The 14,582-nt window shown below is 70.3% G+C and carries 16 protein-coding genes, 1 pseudogene and 1 riboswitch; of the genes and pseudogenes, 3 read left to right on the plus strand and 14 right to left on the minus strand.

From position 1 onward, the window contains the following. From G4X40_RS22385 to G4X40_RS22450, 14 genes and pseudogenes are all read right to left on the minus strand, one after another. A pseudogene (locus tag G4X40_RS22385) lies at positions 1 to 1,181 on the minus strand (glycine dehydrogenase); the annotation flags it as partial. Between the two features lie 195 nt (positions 1,182 to 1,376). Next, a riboswitch (glycine riboswitch) is annotated at positions 1,377 to 1,518 on the minus strand. Between the two features lie 47 nt (positions 1,519 to 1,565). After that, positions 1,566 to 2,150 (minus strand): MerR family transcriptional regulator, encoded by a 585-nt coding sequence (locus tag G4X40_RS22390; protein WP_277835881.1) that lies wholly within the window; start codon positions 2,148 to 2,150, stop codon positions 1,566 to 1,568. Positions 2,151 to 2,396: 246 nt separating this feature from the next. After that, a complete protein-coding gene (locus G4X40_RS22395; protein WP_277835852.1) occupies positions 2,397 to 2,873 on the minus strand; it encodes a bifunctional nuclease family protein in 477 nt (158 codons plus the stop codon). A 192-nt stretch (positions 2,874 to 3,065) separates the two neighbouring features. Next, positions 3,066 to 3,770, minus strand: a complete 705-nt coding sequence (gene ftsR / locus G4X40_RS22400) for a transcriptional regulator FtsR (RefSeq protein WP_277835853.1) — start codon at positions 3,768 to 3,770, stop codon at positions 3,066 to 3,068. 29 nt (positions 3,771 to 3,799) lie between these two features. Next, positions 3,800 to 4,288, minus strand: a complete 489-nt coding sequence (garA, locus tag G4X40_RS22405) for a glycogen accumulation regulator GarA (protein WP_277835854.1) — start codon at positions 4,286 to 4,288, stop codon at positions 3,800 to 3,802. Positions 4,289 to 4,537: 249 nt separating this feature from the next. Next, positions 4,538 to 4,942: a glycine cleavage system protein GcvH gene (gcvH, locus tag G4X40_RS22410; RefSeq protein WP_277835855.1), complete on the minus strand. Its 405-nt coding sequence runs from the start codon at positions 4,940 to 4,942 to the stop codon at positions 4,538 to 4,540. Between the two features lie 101 nt (positions 4,943 to 5,043). Further along, on the minus strand, positions 5,044 to 5,805 hold the full coding sequence (locus G4X40_RS22415; RefSeq protein ID WP_277835856.1) for a DUF881 domain-containing protein: 762 nt from the start codon (positions 5,803 to 5,805) through the stop codon (positions 5,044 to 5,046). After that, the gene (locus G4X40_RS22420) at positions 5,806 to 6,138 is read right to left on the minus strand and encodes a DUF1290 domain-containing protein (protein WP_277835857.1); all 333 of its coding nucleotides are present in this window, start codon (positions 6,136 to 6,138) and stop codon (positions 5,806 to 5,808) included. Next, positions 6,135 to 6,995: a DUF881 domain-containing protein gene (locus tag G4X40_RS22425; RefSeq protein WP_277835858.1), complete on the minus strand. Its 861-nt coding sequence runs from the start codon at positions 6,993 to 6,995 to the stop codon at positions 6,135 to 6,137. The genes G4X40_RS22420 and G4X40_RS22425 overlap by 4 nt, the downstream gene beginning before the upstream one ends. A 49-nt stretch (positions 6,996 to 7,044) precedes the next feature. Then, positions 7,045 to 7,644 carry a CDP-alcohol phosphatidyltransferase family protein gene (locus G4X40_RS22430; RefSeq protein ID WP_277835859.1) on the minus strand — a complete coding sequence of 200 codons (600 nt, stop codon included), beginning with the start codon at positions 7,642 to 7,644 and terminating at the stop codon, positions 7,045 to 7,047. Positions 7,645 to 7,723: 79 nt separating this feature from the next. After that, the gene (gdhA, locus tag G4X40_RS22435) at positions 7,724 to 9,067 is read right to left on the minus strand and encodes an NADP-specific glutamate dehydrogenase (protein ID WP_277835860.1); all 1,344 of its coding nucleotides are present in this window, start codon (positions 9,065 to 9,067) and stop codon (positions 7,724 to 7,726) included. Positions 9,068 to 9,207: 140 nt separating this feature from the next. Then, the gene (locus tag G4X40_RS22440; protein ID WP_277835861.1) at positions 9,208 to 9,804 is read right to left on the minus strand and encodes an NUDIX hydrolase; all 597 of its coding nucleotides are present in this window, start codon (positions 9,802 to 9,804) and stop codon (positions 9,208 to 9,210) included. A 17-nt stretch (positions 9,805 to 9,821) separates the two neighbouring features. Continuing rightward, positions 9,822 to 10,409: a TIGR03086 family metal-binding protein gene (locus G4X40_RS22445; protein WP_277835882.1), complete on the minus strand. Its 588-nt coding sequence runs from the start codon at positions 10,407 to 10,409 to the stop codon at positions 9,822 to 9,824. Next, positions 10,409 to 11,401, minus strand: a complete 993-nt coding sequence (locus G4X40_RS22450) for a sigma-70 family RNA polymerase sigma factor (RefSeq protein ID WP_408642276.1) — start codon at positions 11,399 to 11,401, stop codon at positions 10,409 to 10,411. The genes G4X40_RS22445 and G4X40_RS22450 overlap by 1 nt, the downstream gene beginning before the upstream one ends. 222 nt (positions 11,402 to 11,623) lie before the next feature. On the opposite strand from G4X40_RS22450, the gene G4X40_RS22455 reads away from it, so the two are divergent. The 3 genes from G4X40_RS22455 (at position 11,624) to G4X40_RS22465 (ending at position 14,582) form a co-directional block, all read left to right on the plus strand. Further along, on the plus strand, positions 11,624 to 12,430 hold the full coding sequence (locus tag G4X40_RS22455; protein ID WP_277835863.1) for a (Fe-S)-binding protein: 807 nt from the start codon (positions 11,624 to 11,626) through the stop codon (positions 12,428 to 12,430). A gap of 80 nt (positions 12,431 to 12,510) precedes the next feature. Continuing rightward, positions 12,511 to 13,956 carry a LutB/LldF family L-lactate oxidation iron-sulfur protein gene (locus tag G4X40_RS22460; protein ID WP_277835883.1) on the plus strand — a complete coding sequence of 482 codons (1,446 nt, stop codon included), beginning with the start codon at positions 12,511 to 12,513 and terminating at the stop codon, positions 13,954 to 13,956. Continuing rightward, on the plus strand, positions 13,953 to 14,582 hold the full coding sequence (locus tag G4X40_RS22465) for a LutC/YkgG family protein (protein WP_277835864.1): 630 nt from the start codon (positions 13,953 to 13,955) through the stop codon (positions 14,580 to 14,582). Before G4X40_RS22460 ends, G4X40_RS22465 begins: the two co-directional genes overlap by 4 nt.

Below are 14,582 nucleotides of genomic sequence, written 5' to 3' on the forward strand. Positions count from 1 at the left end.
TTGATGTTCCACGCCTTCGCGCCGTCGACGACCGACCGCGCCCGGCCGGGCACCCGCGCGAGCACGGTGTCGAAGAACCGCCGGTGCACGATCTCGACGCCCTTGGCCTCGAGCCCCTCGGCGCCGTGGTAGCTCGCGTACATCGCGGCGACGACCGCCAGCAGCACCTGCGCGGTGCAGATGTTGGAGGTCGCCTTCTCACGACGGATGTGCTGTTCACGGGTCTGCAGCGCGAGCCGGTAGGCGCGCTTGCCGTCGGCATCGACCGACACCCCGACGAGCCGGCCGGGCAGCTGCCGGGAGTGCTTGCCGTGCACGGCAAGGTAGCCGGCGTGTGGCCCGCCGAAGCCCATCGGCACACCGAAGCGCTGGGTGGTGCCGAAGCACGCGTCGGCCCCGAGCTCGCCGGGCGGCGTGATCAAGGTCATGGCCAGCAGGTCGGCGCCGACGGCCACGAGCGCGCCGCGCTCATGCGCGTCGCCGATCATCGCCGACCAGTCGACGACGCGGCCCGAGGCCCCGGGCAGCTGCGCGAGCACGCCGAAGAACTCACCGTCCGGCAGGCCCTCGGTCAGGTCGGCTTCGACCAGCTCGATGCCCAGCGGTGTCGCGCGGGTGTCCAGGATGGCCTTGGTCTGGGGGAACACGTCCGCGTCGACGACGAACCGCGGGGACTTGTTCTTGCCGGCGCGGCGCAGCAGCGTCATCGCCTCGGCCGCCGCGGTGCCCTCGTCGAGCATCGACGAGTTCGCGACCTCCATGCCGGTCAGGTCCGCGACCATCGTCTGAAAATTGAGCAACGCCTCGAGCCGGCCCTGGCTGATCTCCGGCTGGTACGGCGTGTACGCGGTGTACCAGGCCGGGTTCTCGAGGATGTTGCGCACCAACACCGGCGGGGTGAGCGTGTCGTAGTAGCCGAGGCCGATCATCGAGGTGGCGACGGTGTTCTGCGCCGCGAGCGCACGCAGCTGGGCCAGCGCCTCGTGCTCGCCGACCGCCGCGGGCAGCGCATCGAGCCCCGCACCCACGCCGTCGGTGGCCGGTTCCAGGATGCTGGCGGGCACGGCCGCCGCTGCCAGCTTGTCGAAGGTGCCGACCCCGATCGTGTCGAGGATGTGGTCGATGGCGTCTGCGTCGGGTCCGATGTGGCGGGCGGCGAATCCGTCGATTTGATCGGCCATGAACTCTCCCAGGGGTCGGTGCGGGTGCCCACCGTGGCGACCGGTGTCGCCGTGACCCGGTCGATCGACCGTCGTCACGTGGTGGGTCCCTCCCCCTCTGTCTTCACCCGGACCCGGGTGCCTGAGAGATTCGGCGCCGGTGACGGCGCCTTTCCCCGTGGGCGGGTGGATGGTCCACCGCTTTCCAGAGACGTCGGAGCCCGCACGGTCCTGGGTGCCTGAGAGATTGACGGGGAGGTGCTGCTCCTTCGGCGTTCACGATCCCGTCGAACCGCCGCGATACAGAACACACCCGAGGCAGATCGACGACACCACGAAACTCTCCCGCACGGCGACGACGCACCACGAATTGTACTGGCCGTCGAGGGGCGGCCACCACGTCGACTACCCGGTCTTGCGGTTGGCGCGGTTCTTGCGGCGCGACGCGAGTTCGTCCTCGGGCGCCGCCTCGGTGTGCCCGCCGTCCGCGCGCTCGGCGGGGAAGTCGGCGATGGTCCCGGTCAACTCGCGCATGGCCCCGCTGACCGCGATGCCGAACACGCCCTGGCCACCCTGGAGCAGGTCGACGACCTCTTCGGCGGACGTGCACTCGTACACCGTGGTGCCGTCGGAGAACAGTGTGATCTTGGCGAGGTCGCGCACCCCGCGGCGGCGCAGGTGATCGACGGCGACCCGGATGTTCTGCAGGGAAATGCCGGTGTCGAGTAGTCGTTTGACGATCTTGAGGACCAGGATGTCCTTGAACGAGTACAGGCGTTGGCTCCCCGAGCCCGCGGCGCCCCTTATCGACGGGACCACCAGCGACGTCCGGGCCCAGTAGTCCAGCTGCCGATAGGTGATGCCGGCGATCTGGCAGGCGGTGGGCACCCGGTAGCCGACGAGATCGTCGGGCACGGTGTCATCCGGGAACAGGCCGGGCTGGATGTCGTCGTCGACGACCGCGTCACCCGACGGGGACGATCGGTTCAGCTCCGGCTGCTGCGGCTGCTCGCCCACTGACTACTCCCTCTCACGAGTCGCCGACCGGCTGCCTCGCAGTGCGATCCCGCACGCTTGCGATCCAGCCCTGACGACGAACCCAATCAGACTACGCTCGGCACGCCCGACATGGCGCCGATTGCTTCCTGAACGCTATGACTGCGCGGGGTGCGGGTCAACGCGACTCGCCATGAGCTCAACCTGAAGTTGAGGGTGAAATCAAACTGTGACCTTGGGTCACTGCCCGCCGGTCGCCTTGAAATCCTCCGGTGACACCGAGTCCAGGAACTCCTTGAACTTCTCGACCTCGTCCTCCCGCTCGTCCGGCAGCACCAGGCCCGCCTCCTCGAGGACGGCCTCGTCGGCCAGGATCGGCACACCCACCCGGATCGCGATGGCCACGGCGTCGGAGGGCCGGGCGGACACGGTGATCCCCCGCTCGAAGACGAGGTCCGCAAAATAGGTGCCCTCTTGCAGGTCCACGATCCGGATCTCCTTGAGCGTGTGCCCGAGCGCCGCGATCAGATCCTTGATCAGATCGTGGGTGAGCGGTCGCGGAGGTGTGATGCCCTGCTGCTCCAGAGCGATGGCCGTGGCCTCGGTCTGGCCGATCCAGATCGGCAGGAAGCGTTCGCCCTCGGCCTCGCGCAGCAGCAGCACCGGCTGATTCTGCGGCTGTTCCACACGGATGCCGACCAACTGCATTTCACTCATCGTGTCCGCCTCCGTCAGTGGTGACCACAGTGCTGCCGACCCAGAACCGCCGGCCCGGATTCGCCGGTCGCCGACAGCTGATCCGTATCCCGAGTGTAGGCGAATTCGCGCCACCACGACCGCGCGAGAACCCTTGTCGCAGGCCCCGTACGCCGCCGCGCCCCGGTTCGGCCGCGGCCGGCGACCCGGCCGTCAGCCGTCGAGGCTGCGCCGCACCGCCGATTGCACCAGCGCGCTGTGCAGGGTCACCGACAGCGCCGCGAGTTCGCGGACGGTTTCCTGGGCACGGTCACGGGCGCCGGCGTCGCGCCCCTTGGCGATCGGCGCGGCGATCTGCGCGATCATCCCCGCCTCTCGATCCGCGGCCGCCTTGAAGGCACGCAGGTGCCGCACCTCGAGCCCGAAGGCGGCCATCGACGTCGCGGCGCCGACCAGCGCCACCGCGTTCTCGTCGAAGTAGCCCGCCGCGCCGGGCACCAGCAGGCCCGCCTGGACCAGTTCGGTGATGAACTGGTCGTCCGCGCCGGTCCGCCGCACGAGGTCCGCCTGCGAGAGGCGCGACTCCCCTTCTGTCGTGAATTCGTCCGGTTCGCGTCCGTCCGCCGCGCCGGGCGCCAGCGCCAACGCACGCGGCAGTCTCAGAGACCGCTCGGGCGCCCCCTCGCCGCGGTCGACCGCGTCGAGTTGATCCTTGATCACCTTCAGCGGCAGGTAGTGGTCGCGCTGTGCGGTGAGCACGAATCGCAACCGCTCACAGTCGGCGATCGAGAACCGCCGATAGCCCGAGGGCGTGCGCTCGGGCATGACCAGCCCCTCGGACTCCAGGAACCGGATCTTGGAGACCGTGATGTCGGGAAACTCCGGGCGAAGCCGGTCGAGGACGGACCCGATCGACATTCCCCCGGGCGTCGGCCGGCCCGCTGCGGTCACTGGCCGTCAGCAGCCGCCGACGCGTTGCCCTGCTCACCGCCGCGCGGGCCGGTGAGGAACACCAGGCGGAACTTGCCGATCTGCACCTCGTCACCGTTGGCGAGCACGGCCGAATCGACCGGCTCGCGGTTCACGTACGTGCCGTTGAGACTGCCCACGTCGACGACCTGGAAGTCCTCGCCGTCCTGACGGAACTCGGCGTGCCGACGGCTGACCGTGACGTCGTCGAGGAAGATGTCGCTCTCGGGGTGACGGCCGGCGGAGGTGGCGGGCTGGTCGAGGAGGAACCGCGAACCTGCGTTCGGTCCACGCTTGACGACGAGCAGCGCGGAACCGGCCGGCAGGCCCTCGACTCCGGAGACCTGACCTTCGACCGTCGTAGGAGCGGGCACTGCGTCGAGTTCGTTGAGGAAATCGGCCCGGAAGACCGAGGTGGTCTCGACCGGGGTCTCTTCGAAACCAGAGTTCTTGTCGTTCTCGCTCACCGTTTCTCCTCCGTCCGCTCGGGACTTCGTGGTACGCAACTGCACAGTCGTACGCGATTGCGTACACAGGCACACTTCGAACCCGCCTGCACCGCCGTGATCCTTTCGACCGTACCCCGATCGGGGTCACGCGCGTAGGGACTGGGCACAGGACAGGCGATGTTGATGATGATCTTGTGATGTGGGGCCGGACCCCACTCGTTCCGGGCCCGCCGCGAGGCCGGCCCGGAACGTCTGCAGCACTCCGGTCTAGCCCTCGGCGATCGCCCGGTAGCCCGCCGCGTCGAGGGTCTCGCCGAGCGCAGAGTCAAGCGCGTCAGCGTCTTTCACCTCGAGCACGACGAGCCAGCCGGCGCCGTAGGGATCGGTGTTCACCAGTTCGGGGGTGTCGGTGAGCGCCGCATTCGCCGACCCGACCGATCCACTGAGCGGAGCGAAGATGTCCGACACGCTCTTGGTCGATTCGACCTCGCCGAGCGACTCGCCCGCCGTCACCGCGTCACCCTCGCCCGGCAGCTGCACGAACACGACGTCGCCGAGTTGCTGCTGCGCGAAATCGGTGATGCCGACCCGAACCGTGGTGTCTCCGGTCCGCTCGATCCACTCGTGCTCGGCCGTGTAGCGCAGGCCCTCCGGAATGTTCAGCTCGGTCAAGTCGACGTCCTTCCTCATCTCTCGAATTCCGCGATCTCTCGCACTCCACGCCGCCGGGTGCCCCGCGGCGGGATCGGCTGCTGCGGACACTCGGTGTCACGCTATCCGCCCGGACGAGCGTATTGGGGCGCTTTCGCCTCTCGCAAGGCGGCCACATCCACCTGCGGCGACTGCGCGATGGTCAGCACCCCGCCGACCCTGGCCACCGCGTCGACGACCCCGCCGGGAATGTTCAGTGCGGCAGCCAATGTGGGCGGATCACCGATCGCGATCACCCGATACGGCGCGGTGAGCGCCACGCCGTCGACGCGAATGTCCCCCGCGCGGCCGGTGATGAACGAGTCGACACCGATCCGGACCGGAGCGCCCGATCCCGGGCCGCCGGACATCTGCACGGCCTCGGCGCCCGCCGCGCGCAGCTCCTGCAGCTGGTCGAGCAGCACGTCCGGACCGACACCGCCGTGCGCGTCCTCGACGGTCAGCGTCACGCCCGGCCCCCGGGCCGGCACCGCGCCGACCTGGATCTGCAGCGCCGCCAGGCGCGCCCGGGCCTCGGTCAGCGCCGCACCCGAGTTCGTGCCACTGGCCTGCATGGTCGCCAGGGACTGTTCGAGTGAGGCGATCTCCTGACGCAGCGAGGCCTCGCGTTGGTGCAGCGTGTCGAGCACGGCGAGCAGGTCCGCGGGACGCGCCGAGTCCAGCGCGTCGCCCGAGCCGGTGTCGCGGACCTGGGTGACGATCGCCAGCCCGAGCAGCCCGCACAGCACCGCCACCAGCGTGGCCGCCAGCCATCGATGGTGGATGCCGCGCTGGGGCGCCGGCGGCAGCTCGTGTCGCCCGTGGGGGTCCTCCGGGGCATCCATCTAGGCCCCGAACAGCCGCCGGCGCAGGGCCGCGGCGTTGCCGAAGATGCGGATGCCCAGGACCACGATCACGGCGGTCGACAGCTGGGTACCGACACCGAGCTGATCGCCGAGCAGGACCAGCAGTGCCGCGACCACCACGTTGAAGACGAACGAGACCACGAAGACCTTCGAGTCGAAGATCGAGTCGAAGTACGCCCGCAGACCGCCGAACACCGCGTCGAGGGCGGCCACCACCGCGATGGGGAGGTACGGCTGCAGGATGTCGGGGACCTGTGGGTGCAGCACCAGCCCCACCACGATCCCGACGACCAGTGCGATGAATCCGATCAACGAGGTGTCCCCTCCCGCGCGTACCGAAGCTCCCGGACCGGTGCCGCGGGCAGGCTCAGCCGCGCGGACTCGGTGACCGTGAAGCCGACACCGTACAGCTGATGCACCGCCTGCATGCGCAGGTAGGCGTCGCTGACCATGAAACCCGTCTGCATGGTGGCGGTCGGCCCGATCGCGGAGACGACGTACGGCGAGGAGATCGGCTGGTTGTCCACCAGCATCGCGCCGCCGGCCTGCCGGATCGTGACGCCGGGGCCGATCCGCACCCCGCCGACCCCGATCGCCTCGGCGCCGCCGGCCCACAGGGCGTTGACCACCGACTGCAGGTCACGGTCGAGCACCACGGCGGCGGCGCCGCCCGGCGCGACCGCACCTCCGCTCAGTCCGGGACGGGCCGTCGGATCCGCCAACGCCACGACCAGTCCGGGCCCGTTCACCGCGGTTGCCGCAGCTCGCTCGTCGGCGACGTGCAGCGCCCCGAGTACCGTCTTGCCGGCGCTGTCGCGGGCCAGGATGCGTTCACGTGCCGACTCCTCCTCGGCACTCAGGTGCGCCCGCGTCTGCGCCAGGTCCACGTTGGCGGTCTGGGTGCGACGGACCTCGTCGGCCAACTGGGTCTGCACGTGCGCCCGGTCGGGTGCCTGACGCGACGCCTGCGCGGCCGCCACGCCGAACAGCACGCCGATCACGACACCGCCGAGGGCGATCCAGGCGCCCGTCCGGAACCTCGCGGGAGAGCCGGGAACCCGCGCACGCGCGGCCGCGGTGTAACCGGGGTCCAGATGGTCGAAGAGCAGTGACCGCAGCAGCGACGGGGTCGGGTTGCGCCGCGGCGTCGCGGGATCGGGGACGTCCACGGAGTCGAGGGCGGGCGCTGTGCCATCCGGCTCTGCGCCGTCCGGTCGGTCATCGCGCATCGGCGACCCGCGGCAGCGCACGCACCATCTGTGCGGCCTGGACCAGGTACATGACCGCCGTCCACACGTACAGCGCCACACCCCAGGTCAGCAGGGCACCCGCCCAGGGCGAGAACGCATGGGCCACAGACGAATCCAACTGCGCCAGCAGCACCATGGGAAGCGCGATCATCAGCGTGAAGGTGGCGGCCTTGCCCAGGTAGTGCACCTCGGGCGGGCCGAGACCGCGACTGCGGTACAGCGGCAACGTGCCGGCCAGCAGCAGCTCACGCACGAGCAGCACCGCCACGACCCACCACGGGATGAACCCGCGGACGGCGAAGGAGATCGGGATCACGACCATGTACAGCCGGTCGGCCACCGGGTCGAGCAACGAGCCGAGCCTGCTGGACTGGTTCAGCACCCGGGCCAGCTTGCCGTCGGCCCAATCGGTGAACCCGCTGAGCATCAGCACCACCAGCGCCCAGCCGTCCGCATGCGGACCGAGCAGCAGGTACAGGAACAGCGGGACGCCCGCGACCCGCAGCATGCTGAGCACGTTCGGTAGCGTCCACACCCGGTCCGTCACCGCATCGGGCGATGCGCCCATCCGCTCCCCTCCCTCCGCACTCGACACCGGTGCACAGCTTGTCACACCGGTGCCGGGTGCGCCCGGGACGTGTCCGGCGTCAGATCACGCCGAGCGCGAACATCGCGTCGGCGACCTTCACGAAGCCGGCGATGTTGGCGCCGAGGACGTAGTCGCCGGGGTGGCCGTACTCCTCGGCGGTGCTCACGCAGCGGTCGTGGATGTCCGCCATGATCGCGCCGAGCCGCTGATCGGTGTAATCGAAGTGCCAGGAGTCACGCGAGGCGTTCTGCTGCATCTCGAGTGCGGAGGTTGCGACGCCGCCGGCATTGGCGGCCTTGCCGGGCGCGAACGCCACCCCGGCCTCGCGGAAGACTCGGAGCCCACCGGGGGTGGTGGGCATGTTCGCGCCCTCGGCCACTGCGATGACGCCGTTGTTCACCAGCGTCTTGGCGGCCTGGTCGTCGAGCTCGTTCTGGGTCGCACACGGCAGCGCGACGTCGCACGGAACGTCCCAGATCGATCCGTCCTGCACCAGCTTCGCGCCCGGGCGGCGGGCCACGTAGTCGGCGATGCGCCCGCGCGAGACCTCCTTGACCTCGCGCAGCAGGTCCAGGTCGATGCCCTGCTCGTCGACGACGTAGCCGCTCGAGTCCGAGCACGCGACGACCTTGCCGCCGAGCTGGTGAACCTTCTGGATCGCGTAGATGGCGACATTGCCCGAACCCGAGATGACGACCCGGCGGCCCTCGAAGTCGGTTCCCTTGGCGGCCAGCATGTTCGAGACGAAATAGGTGACGCCGTAACCGGTCGCCTCGGTGCGGACCTGCGAGCCGCCCCAGGTCAGTCCCTTACCGGTGAGCACACCGGACTCGTAGGAGTTGGTCAGCCGCTTGTACTGGCCGAAGAGGTAGCCGATCTCGCGTCCACCGACGCCGATGTCGCCGGCGGGCACGTCGGTGTACTCGCCGATGTGGCGGTTCAACTCGATCATGAACGACTGGCAGAAACGCATGATCTCCATCTCCGAACGACCCTTCGGGTCGAAGTCGGAGCCACCCTTGCCGCCGCCGATCGGCAGTCCGGTGAGCGCGTTCTTGAAGATCTGCTCGAAGCCGAGGAACTTGACGATGCCCAGGTTCACGCTCGGGTGGAACCGCAGACCGCCCTTGTACGGGCCGAGCACGCTGTTGTATTGCACACGGAAGGCGCGGTTGACGTGCACCTCACCCTGATCGTCGATCCACGGCACCCGGAAGATGATCTGACGCTCGGGCTCGCACAGCCGCTCGATGAGCGCCGCGTCGGCGTAGTGCGGGTGCCGCTCGAGGACCACGGCGAGCGACTCGAAGACCTCTGCCACCGCCTGGTGGAACTCCGGTTCACCGGCGTTGCGCCGCACCACCTCGTCGTAGATCTTGCTCACGCGGGCGTTCTCGGGCACGACGGCACCTGCCTTACTTTGCTGTGCTTTCTATCGGTCAGCCGATACGTTAGCGGTGACGTGCGCCGGACCACCACCCGGCACTTGTCACAGCGTGATGCCGATCACATTACCGCCGGGGGGTCCGGGCGCCGAGGCGCTCACCGCCAGGCGAACGGCGGCTGGTCGTACTCGGCGACACGGGTCGGCCGCCCATGGAGGACGACCTCGCGGAACTGGTGCAGGACAGCGGCGGTCGGGGCGTGCAGATGATCCCCGCGCCAGGGCAGACGGATCACCGGGCGATCCGTCTGCGGGATGCGCTCGAACTCCGGGTCCACGTCGAGTTCGGCGAACGAGAGATGGAACACGTGGGCGACCTCGTCGGGATTGGGTGCCACCTCCGCGCCGCTGCCCGCCCACAGCACGATCGGCGTCATGACATAGCCGGACCGGGTCCGGTAGTCGTCGAGCCGGCCGAGCACCGCCGACGGGTCCAGATCCACGCCCAGTTCCTCGCGCAGTTCGCGGCGGGCCGCATCGACCGCCGTCTCGCCGGGATCGAGTCGGCCCCCGGGGAGCGCGAACTGGCCCGGATGCGCCCGCAGCTGCGACGAACGCAGCGTCATCCACACCCCGGAGACTCCGGACTCCTCCGCCACGGCCAGCGCGACCGCCGCCGGGCGCAGTCCGTCGGCCACGATCTCGACCGGTTCGAAACGATGCAATCGGTCGACGATCCGGGCGCGCGTGTCCATGCCGTCGACGGTAGCGCTCAGTGAGCCCGTCGCCCGAGGAACGCGAGCAGCTGCCGCGACGCGGACGCGCCGGCGGGCACCGGCAGCGGGTCACCGAAGCGGCCCGGACGGTCCTCGGCTCCGACGAACATCACGGCGCAGGGCAGCAACTCGACTGCGAGCGCCTCGGGCAGCGGGCGTTCGGCTCCGCATGCCCGGGCCAGGTCCCATCCGTGCACCGCGACCTCCAGGGCGCCGGCCGCGGCGACCAGGTCGTGCCGCAGCGGCAGCCCGCCCACCGACACCGCCCCGACAGGCCGCTCACCGGACCACGCGCCGAGCGCCCGTCGTGCACTCTCCTGCAGCTGCGCAACGGGATTGGGGTCTGCGGGCCGCGGACCGCGGTCCGGCGCCAGCACCACATGGTGCAACGCGGCGGCCTCGCCCAACGCCTCGAGGGAATCGGACAGGTGCGCCAGCAACGTGCTCAGGTCCCAGCCCCGGCACGGGGTCGGCCGCCTCAGCGACTCGGGTGTCACCGCGGCCAAGCCGCCCAGCGCATAGCCGATCGCGCGTTCGAGCAGCGCGGGACCGCCGGTCAGCGGCGGAATCGCGCCGCCCGGCATCACGACCGCGCCTCCCCCGGCAGTTCCGCGGGCAGCCCGAACGCACCGAACAGCGAGGGCTCGAAGAACGCGGCCACGTGGTGCACCCCGCCGTCTCCCAGCCCGACCACCTGCAACTGGAACGCCCGGTGCACCCCGTCCGGCCCGCGCATGTACAGGCCGAAGGCGGGCTGGCCGTTCGCGACGGTCGGCAACAACCGCATGTCGCCGGCCCCGGACGCCGGACAGTTGTTGCCGATTAGGTCGATGATCGTCTGCGGGCCCTGGTACCAGCCGTCGAACGGCGGCATCTCCCACACCGCCTCCTCGGTGAACAGCCGGCGCAGCGCGTCGAGGTCGTAGTTCTCAAACGCGGCCAGATACCGCTCGAGCAGCGCCCGCTGCCCGGCGTCGACCGGTTCGACCACCGCGTCCTCGGTCGGGGAGACCTGCTGGATCTGTGCCCGGGCACGCTGCAACGCGCTGTTGACCGCCGCCGTCGAAGTACCGAGCAGTTCGGCGACGTCGGCCGCCGGCCAGGCCAGGACCTCCCGCAGGATCAGCACCGCCCGCTGCCGGGGCGGCAGGTGCTGCAGCGCGGCGATCAGTGCCAGCCGCAGGCTCTCCCGCGAAGCCGCGATCGTCGCCGGGTCCGCGGGGTCGCCGTCGACGAGCGAGTCCGGGATCGGCTCGAGCCAGGGCACCTCGGCACGTTCGACGAGTTCGTCGTCGGCCGAGGAACTCGGGCTGCCGAGCCCCGTCGGCAGCGGTCGCCGCTTGCGGCCCTCCAGTGCTGTCAGGCAGGTGGTGGTGGCGATTCGGTACAGCCAGGTCCGCAAAGAGGAACGCCCCTCGAACTTGTCGTAGGCACGCCAGGCGCGCAGGTAGGTCTCCTGCACCAGATCCTCTGCCTCGTGGACGGATCCGATCATGCGGTAGCAGTGCGCCAACAGTTCGCGCCGGTACTGTTCCGCGGCGGGCTGGAACTCCTCGCGTACGGCGCCCTCGGTGATGTCGTCGGCCATGTCTGACTCCTTCTGGTCGTCGCTCTCGGATGTACCGACCGGGCGGAGGCGGAAAACTCATCGCGTCCGGCGGCGACCGCTCACCCGCGCCGGTGACGATGATGCCGCCCGAGCGCCGTCCTGTCGCGTTCACGCGCGCCGCCGCGACCCGCTGGTCATACTGGAATCCGTTGTGTCCGGCCGTATCGAACCCGGCTCGAAGGGACCGCCATGCGGATCGCGCTGTTCATCGCCTGCTTCAATGACGTGCTCTACCCGCAGACCGGGCAGGCGATGGTCCGCCTGCTCCGGCGCCTCGGCCACGACGTCGAGTTCCCGCAGGACCAGACCTGTTGCGGGCAGATGCATTTCAACACCGGATACCAGGACGACTGCATCCCGCTGGCGCAGCGGTTCTGCGACGTCTTCGACGGGTACGACGCCGTGCTGGCCGCGTCCGGATCGTGCGCCTCGATGGTCAAGGACTACTTCCCGGTGCTCGCCGAGCGGGCCCGGTCGCCGCAGCTGGCCGGTCGGGTCGACAGCGTCGGCACCCGGCTGTTCGAACTGTCCGAGCTGCTCGTCGACGTGCTCGGGGTGACCGACACCGGTTCGTATTTCCCGCACCGGGTGACCTACCACCCGACCTGTCACACCCTGCGCATGCTGCGCATCGGCGACCGGCCGACGCGGCTGCTGCGCGCGGTCGACGGCATCGACCTGGCCGATCTGCCCGAGGCCGACGAATGCTGCGGGTTCGGCGGCACCTTCGCGCTGCGCAACGCCGACACCTCGGTCGCGATGGGGACCGACAAGGCTGTCAACGCGCTCGGCACCCGCGCCGAGATCCTCACCGCCGCCGACAACTCGTGTCTCATGCACATCGGCGGCATCCTCTCCCGCGGCCGCTCGGCGATGCGGCCGCTGCATTACGCAGAGATCCTCGCGTCCACGCGCGAGCACCCCTATGACACCGGCAGCGCGGTGCCGACCGTCGAACGACCTGCGCAGCAGTTCGGCCCGGGGCCCCGCGCATGACCGCCACGGCGGGGCGCTCCCCCGGCACCCGCGCTGCTGCGGCCGCGGCGACCGTGCCGCCGCAGCAGGAGTTCCTCGGGATGCCGCCGTTCCCGCAGGCGGCCCTGCACCAGCTGCGCAACACCCAGCAGCGCACCAACCTGACCCGCGCGACCCGGACCATCCGGGCCAAGCGGAACCGGCTGGTCGCCGAGAAGGACGACTGGGAGCAGTTGCGCCGCGCCGGTGCCGCAGTCAAGGACGAGACGCTGCGTCACCTGGACCGGTATCTCGAGCAGTTCGAGGCTGCGGCCACCGCTGCGGGCGCCACCGTGCACTGGGCGCCCGATGCCTCCGCCGCCAACCGGATCGTCACCGAGATCGCCCTCGAACGCGGCGTCGACGAGGTCGTCAAGGCGAAATCCATGGCCACCGAGGAGATCGGCCTGGTCGAGGCGTTGGCGGCGGCCGGGATCAACGCCTATGAGACCGACCTCGCCGCCCTGATCATCCAGCTCTCGGCGGACGTGCCGTCGCACATCGTGGTGCCGGCGATCCACCGCAACCGTGCCGAGGTGCGGGAGATCTTCGTCCGCAACATGTCCCGGTTCGGGAGGCCGGCGCCGGAGCACCTGGGCGATGAGCCGCACGAGCTGGCGGCCGCGTCGCGCGAACACCTGCGGGAGAAGTTCTTGCACACCCGAATGGCGGTCACCGGCGCGAATTTCGCTGTTGCGGAGACTGGTTCGCTGCTCCTGGTCGAGTCCGAAGGCAACGGTCGCATGTGCGTGACCATGCCGCAGACCCTGGTCAGCGTCGTCGGCATCGAAAAGCTGGTCCCCACCTGGCGCGACGTCGAGATGTACCTGCAACTGCTGGCGCGCTCCGCCACCGGCGAACGGATGAACCCCTACACCTCGGTGTGGACCGGAGCCCACGGCGCCGACGGACCGCAGGACGTGCACATCGTGCTGCTCGACAACCACCGCTCCGATGTGCTCGCCGACGAGGTCGGCCGGGATGCGTTGCGCTGCATCCGCTGCGCGGCCTGCCTGAACGTGTGCCCGGTGTACGAGCGCGCGGGCGGGCACGCGTACGGCTCGGTGTATCCCGGTCCGATCGGGGCGATCCTGTCACCGCAATTGCGCGGCCTGGATGACCCGGTCGACCGCGAACTGCCGTACGCGTCCTCGCTGTGCGGCGCGTGCGCCGACGCGTGCCCGGTGCAGATCCCGATTCCGCTGATCCTCGAGCACCTGCGTGCGAAGGTGGTCGACACCGAACGGACCCTCCCGCCCTCACCGGAACGCGCCGCCATGAAACTGGCAGCCGCGGTGTTCGACCGTCCCGCGGCGCTGGGCGCGGGCGAGAAGCTCGCCGCGCTGTCGCGCAAGGTGTTCCGCGGGGAGCGGGGAATCACATCGGTTCCCGGCTTCTCGGGCTGGTTCGGGGCACGCGACGTGCCCGCGCCACCGGCGGAGAGCTTCCGCGCGTGGTGGGCACGGACGGACGGAGGCCGACGCGACGACACCGGGGATGGGCGATGAGCGGCCGCGACGTGGTGCTCGGCAGGGTACGGGCCGCACTGTCCGGGGTGGATCCGGCGCCGGTCGTCGGCGCCCGCGACTACGACCTGCCTCCGGACGCCACCGGCGAGCCGTCGACCATCGACCTGTTCGTCGAGCGGCTCGGCGGATACGACGCCACCGTGCACCGCGCCTCGGCCGGTGACATCGCGGTGACGGTCGCTGCGGCGCTGACCGCCCGGGGCCTGAGACGCGTGATCGTCCCGGAGGGGCTCGACGACAGTTGCCTGCCGACAGCCGGATTCGAGTGGATCCGCGACGATCCGCCGCTCTCGACGGACGCGATCGCCGCCGCCGACGGCGTGGTCACCGCCGCTGCGGTGGGCGTCGCCGACTCCGGCACGCTGGTCTTGGACGGCGGCGCCGGCCAGGGACGGCGCGTGCTGTCGCTGCTGCCCGACGCGATGCTGGTGATCATCCCCGCCGACCGCGTGGTCGCCGCGCTGCCCTCGGCCATCGCGCATCTGGACCCCACCAGGCCGATGACGTTCGTGTCCGGACCGTCCGCGACGGTCGACATCGAACTGGTGCGGGTCGGCGGCGTCCACGGTCCGCGCGCACTGGACGTGGTGGTGCTCGAGGGCTGA

The organism is Speluncibacter jeojiensis (genome assembly GCF_029589495.1).
GTDB lineage: Bacteria > Actinomycetota > Actinomycetes > Mycobacteriales > Mycobacteriaceae > Speluncibacter > Speluncibacter jeojiensis.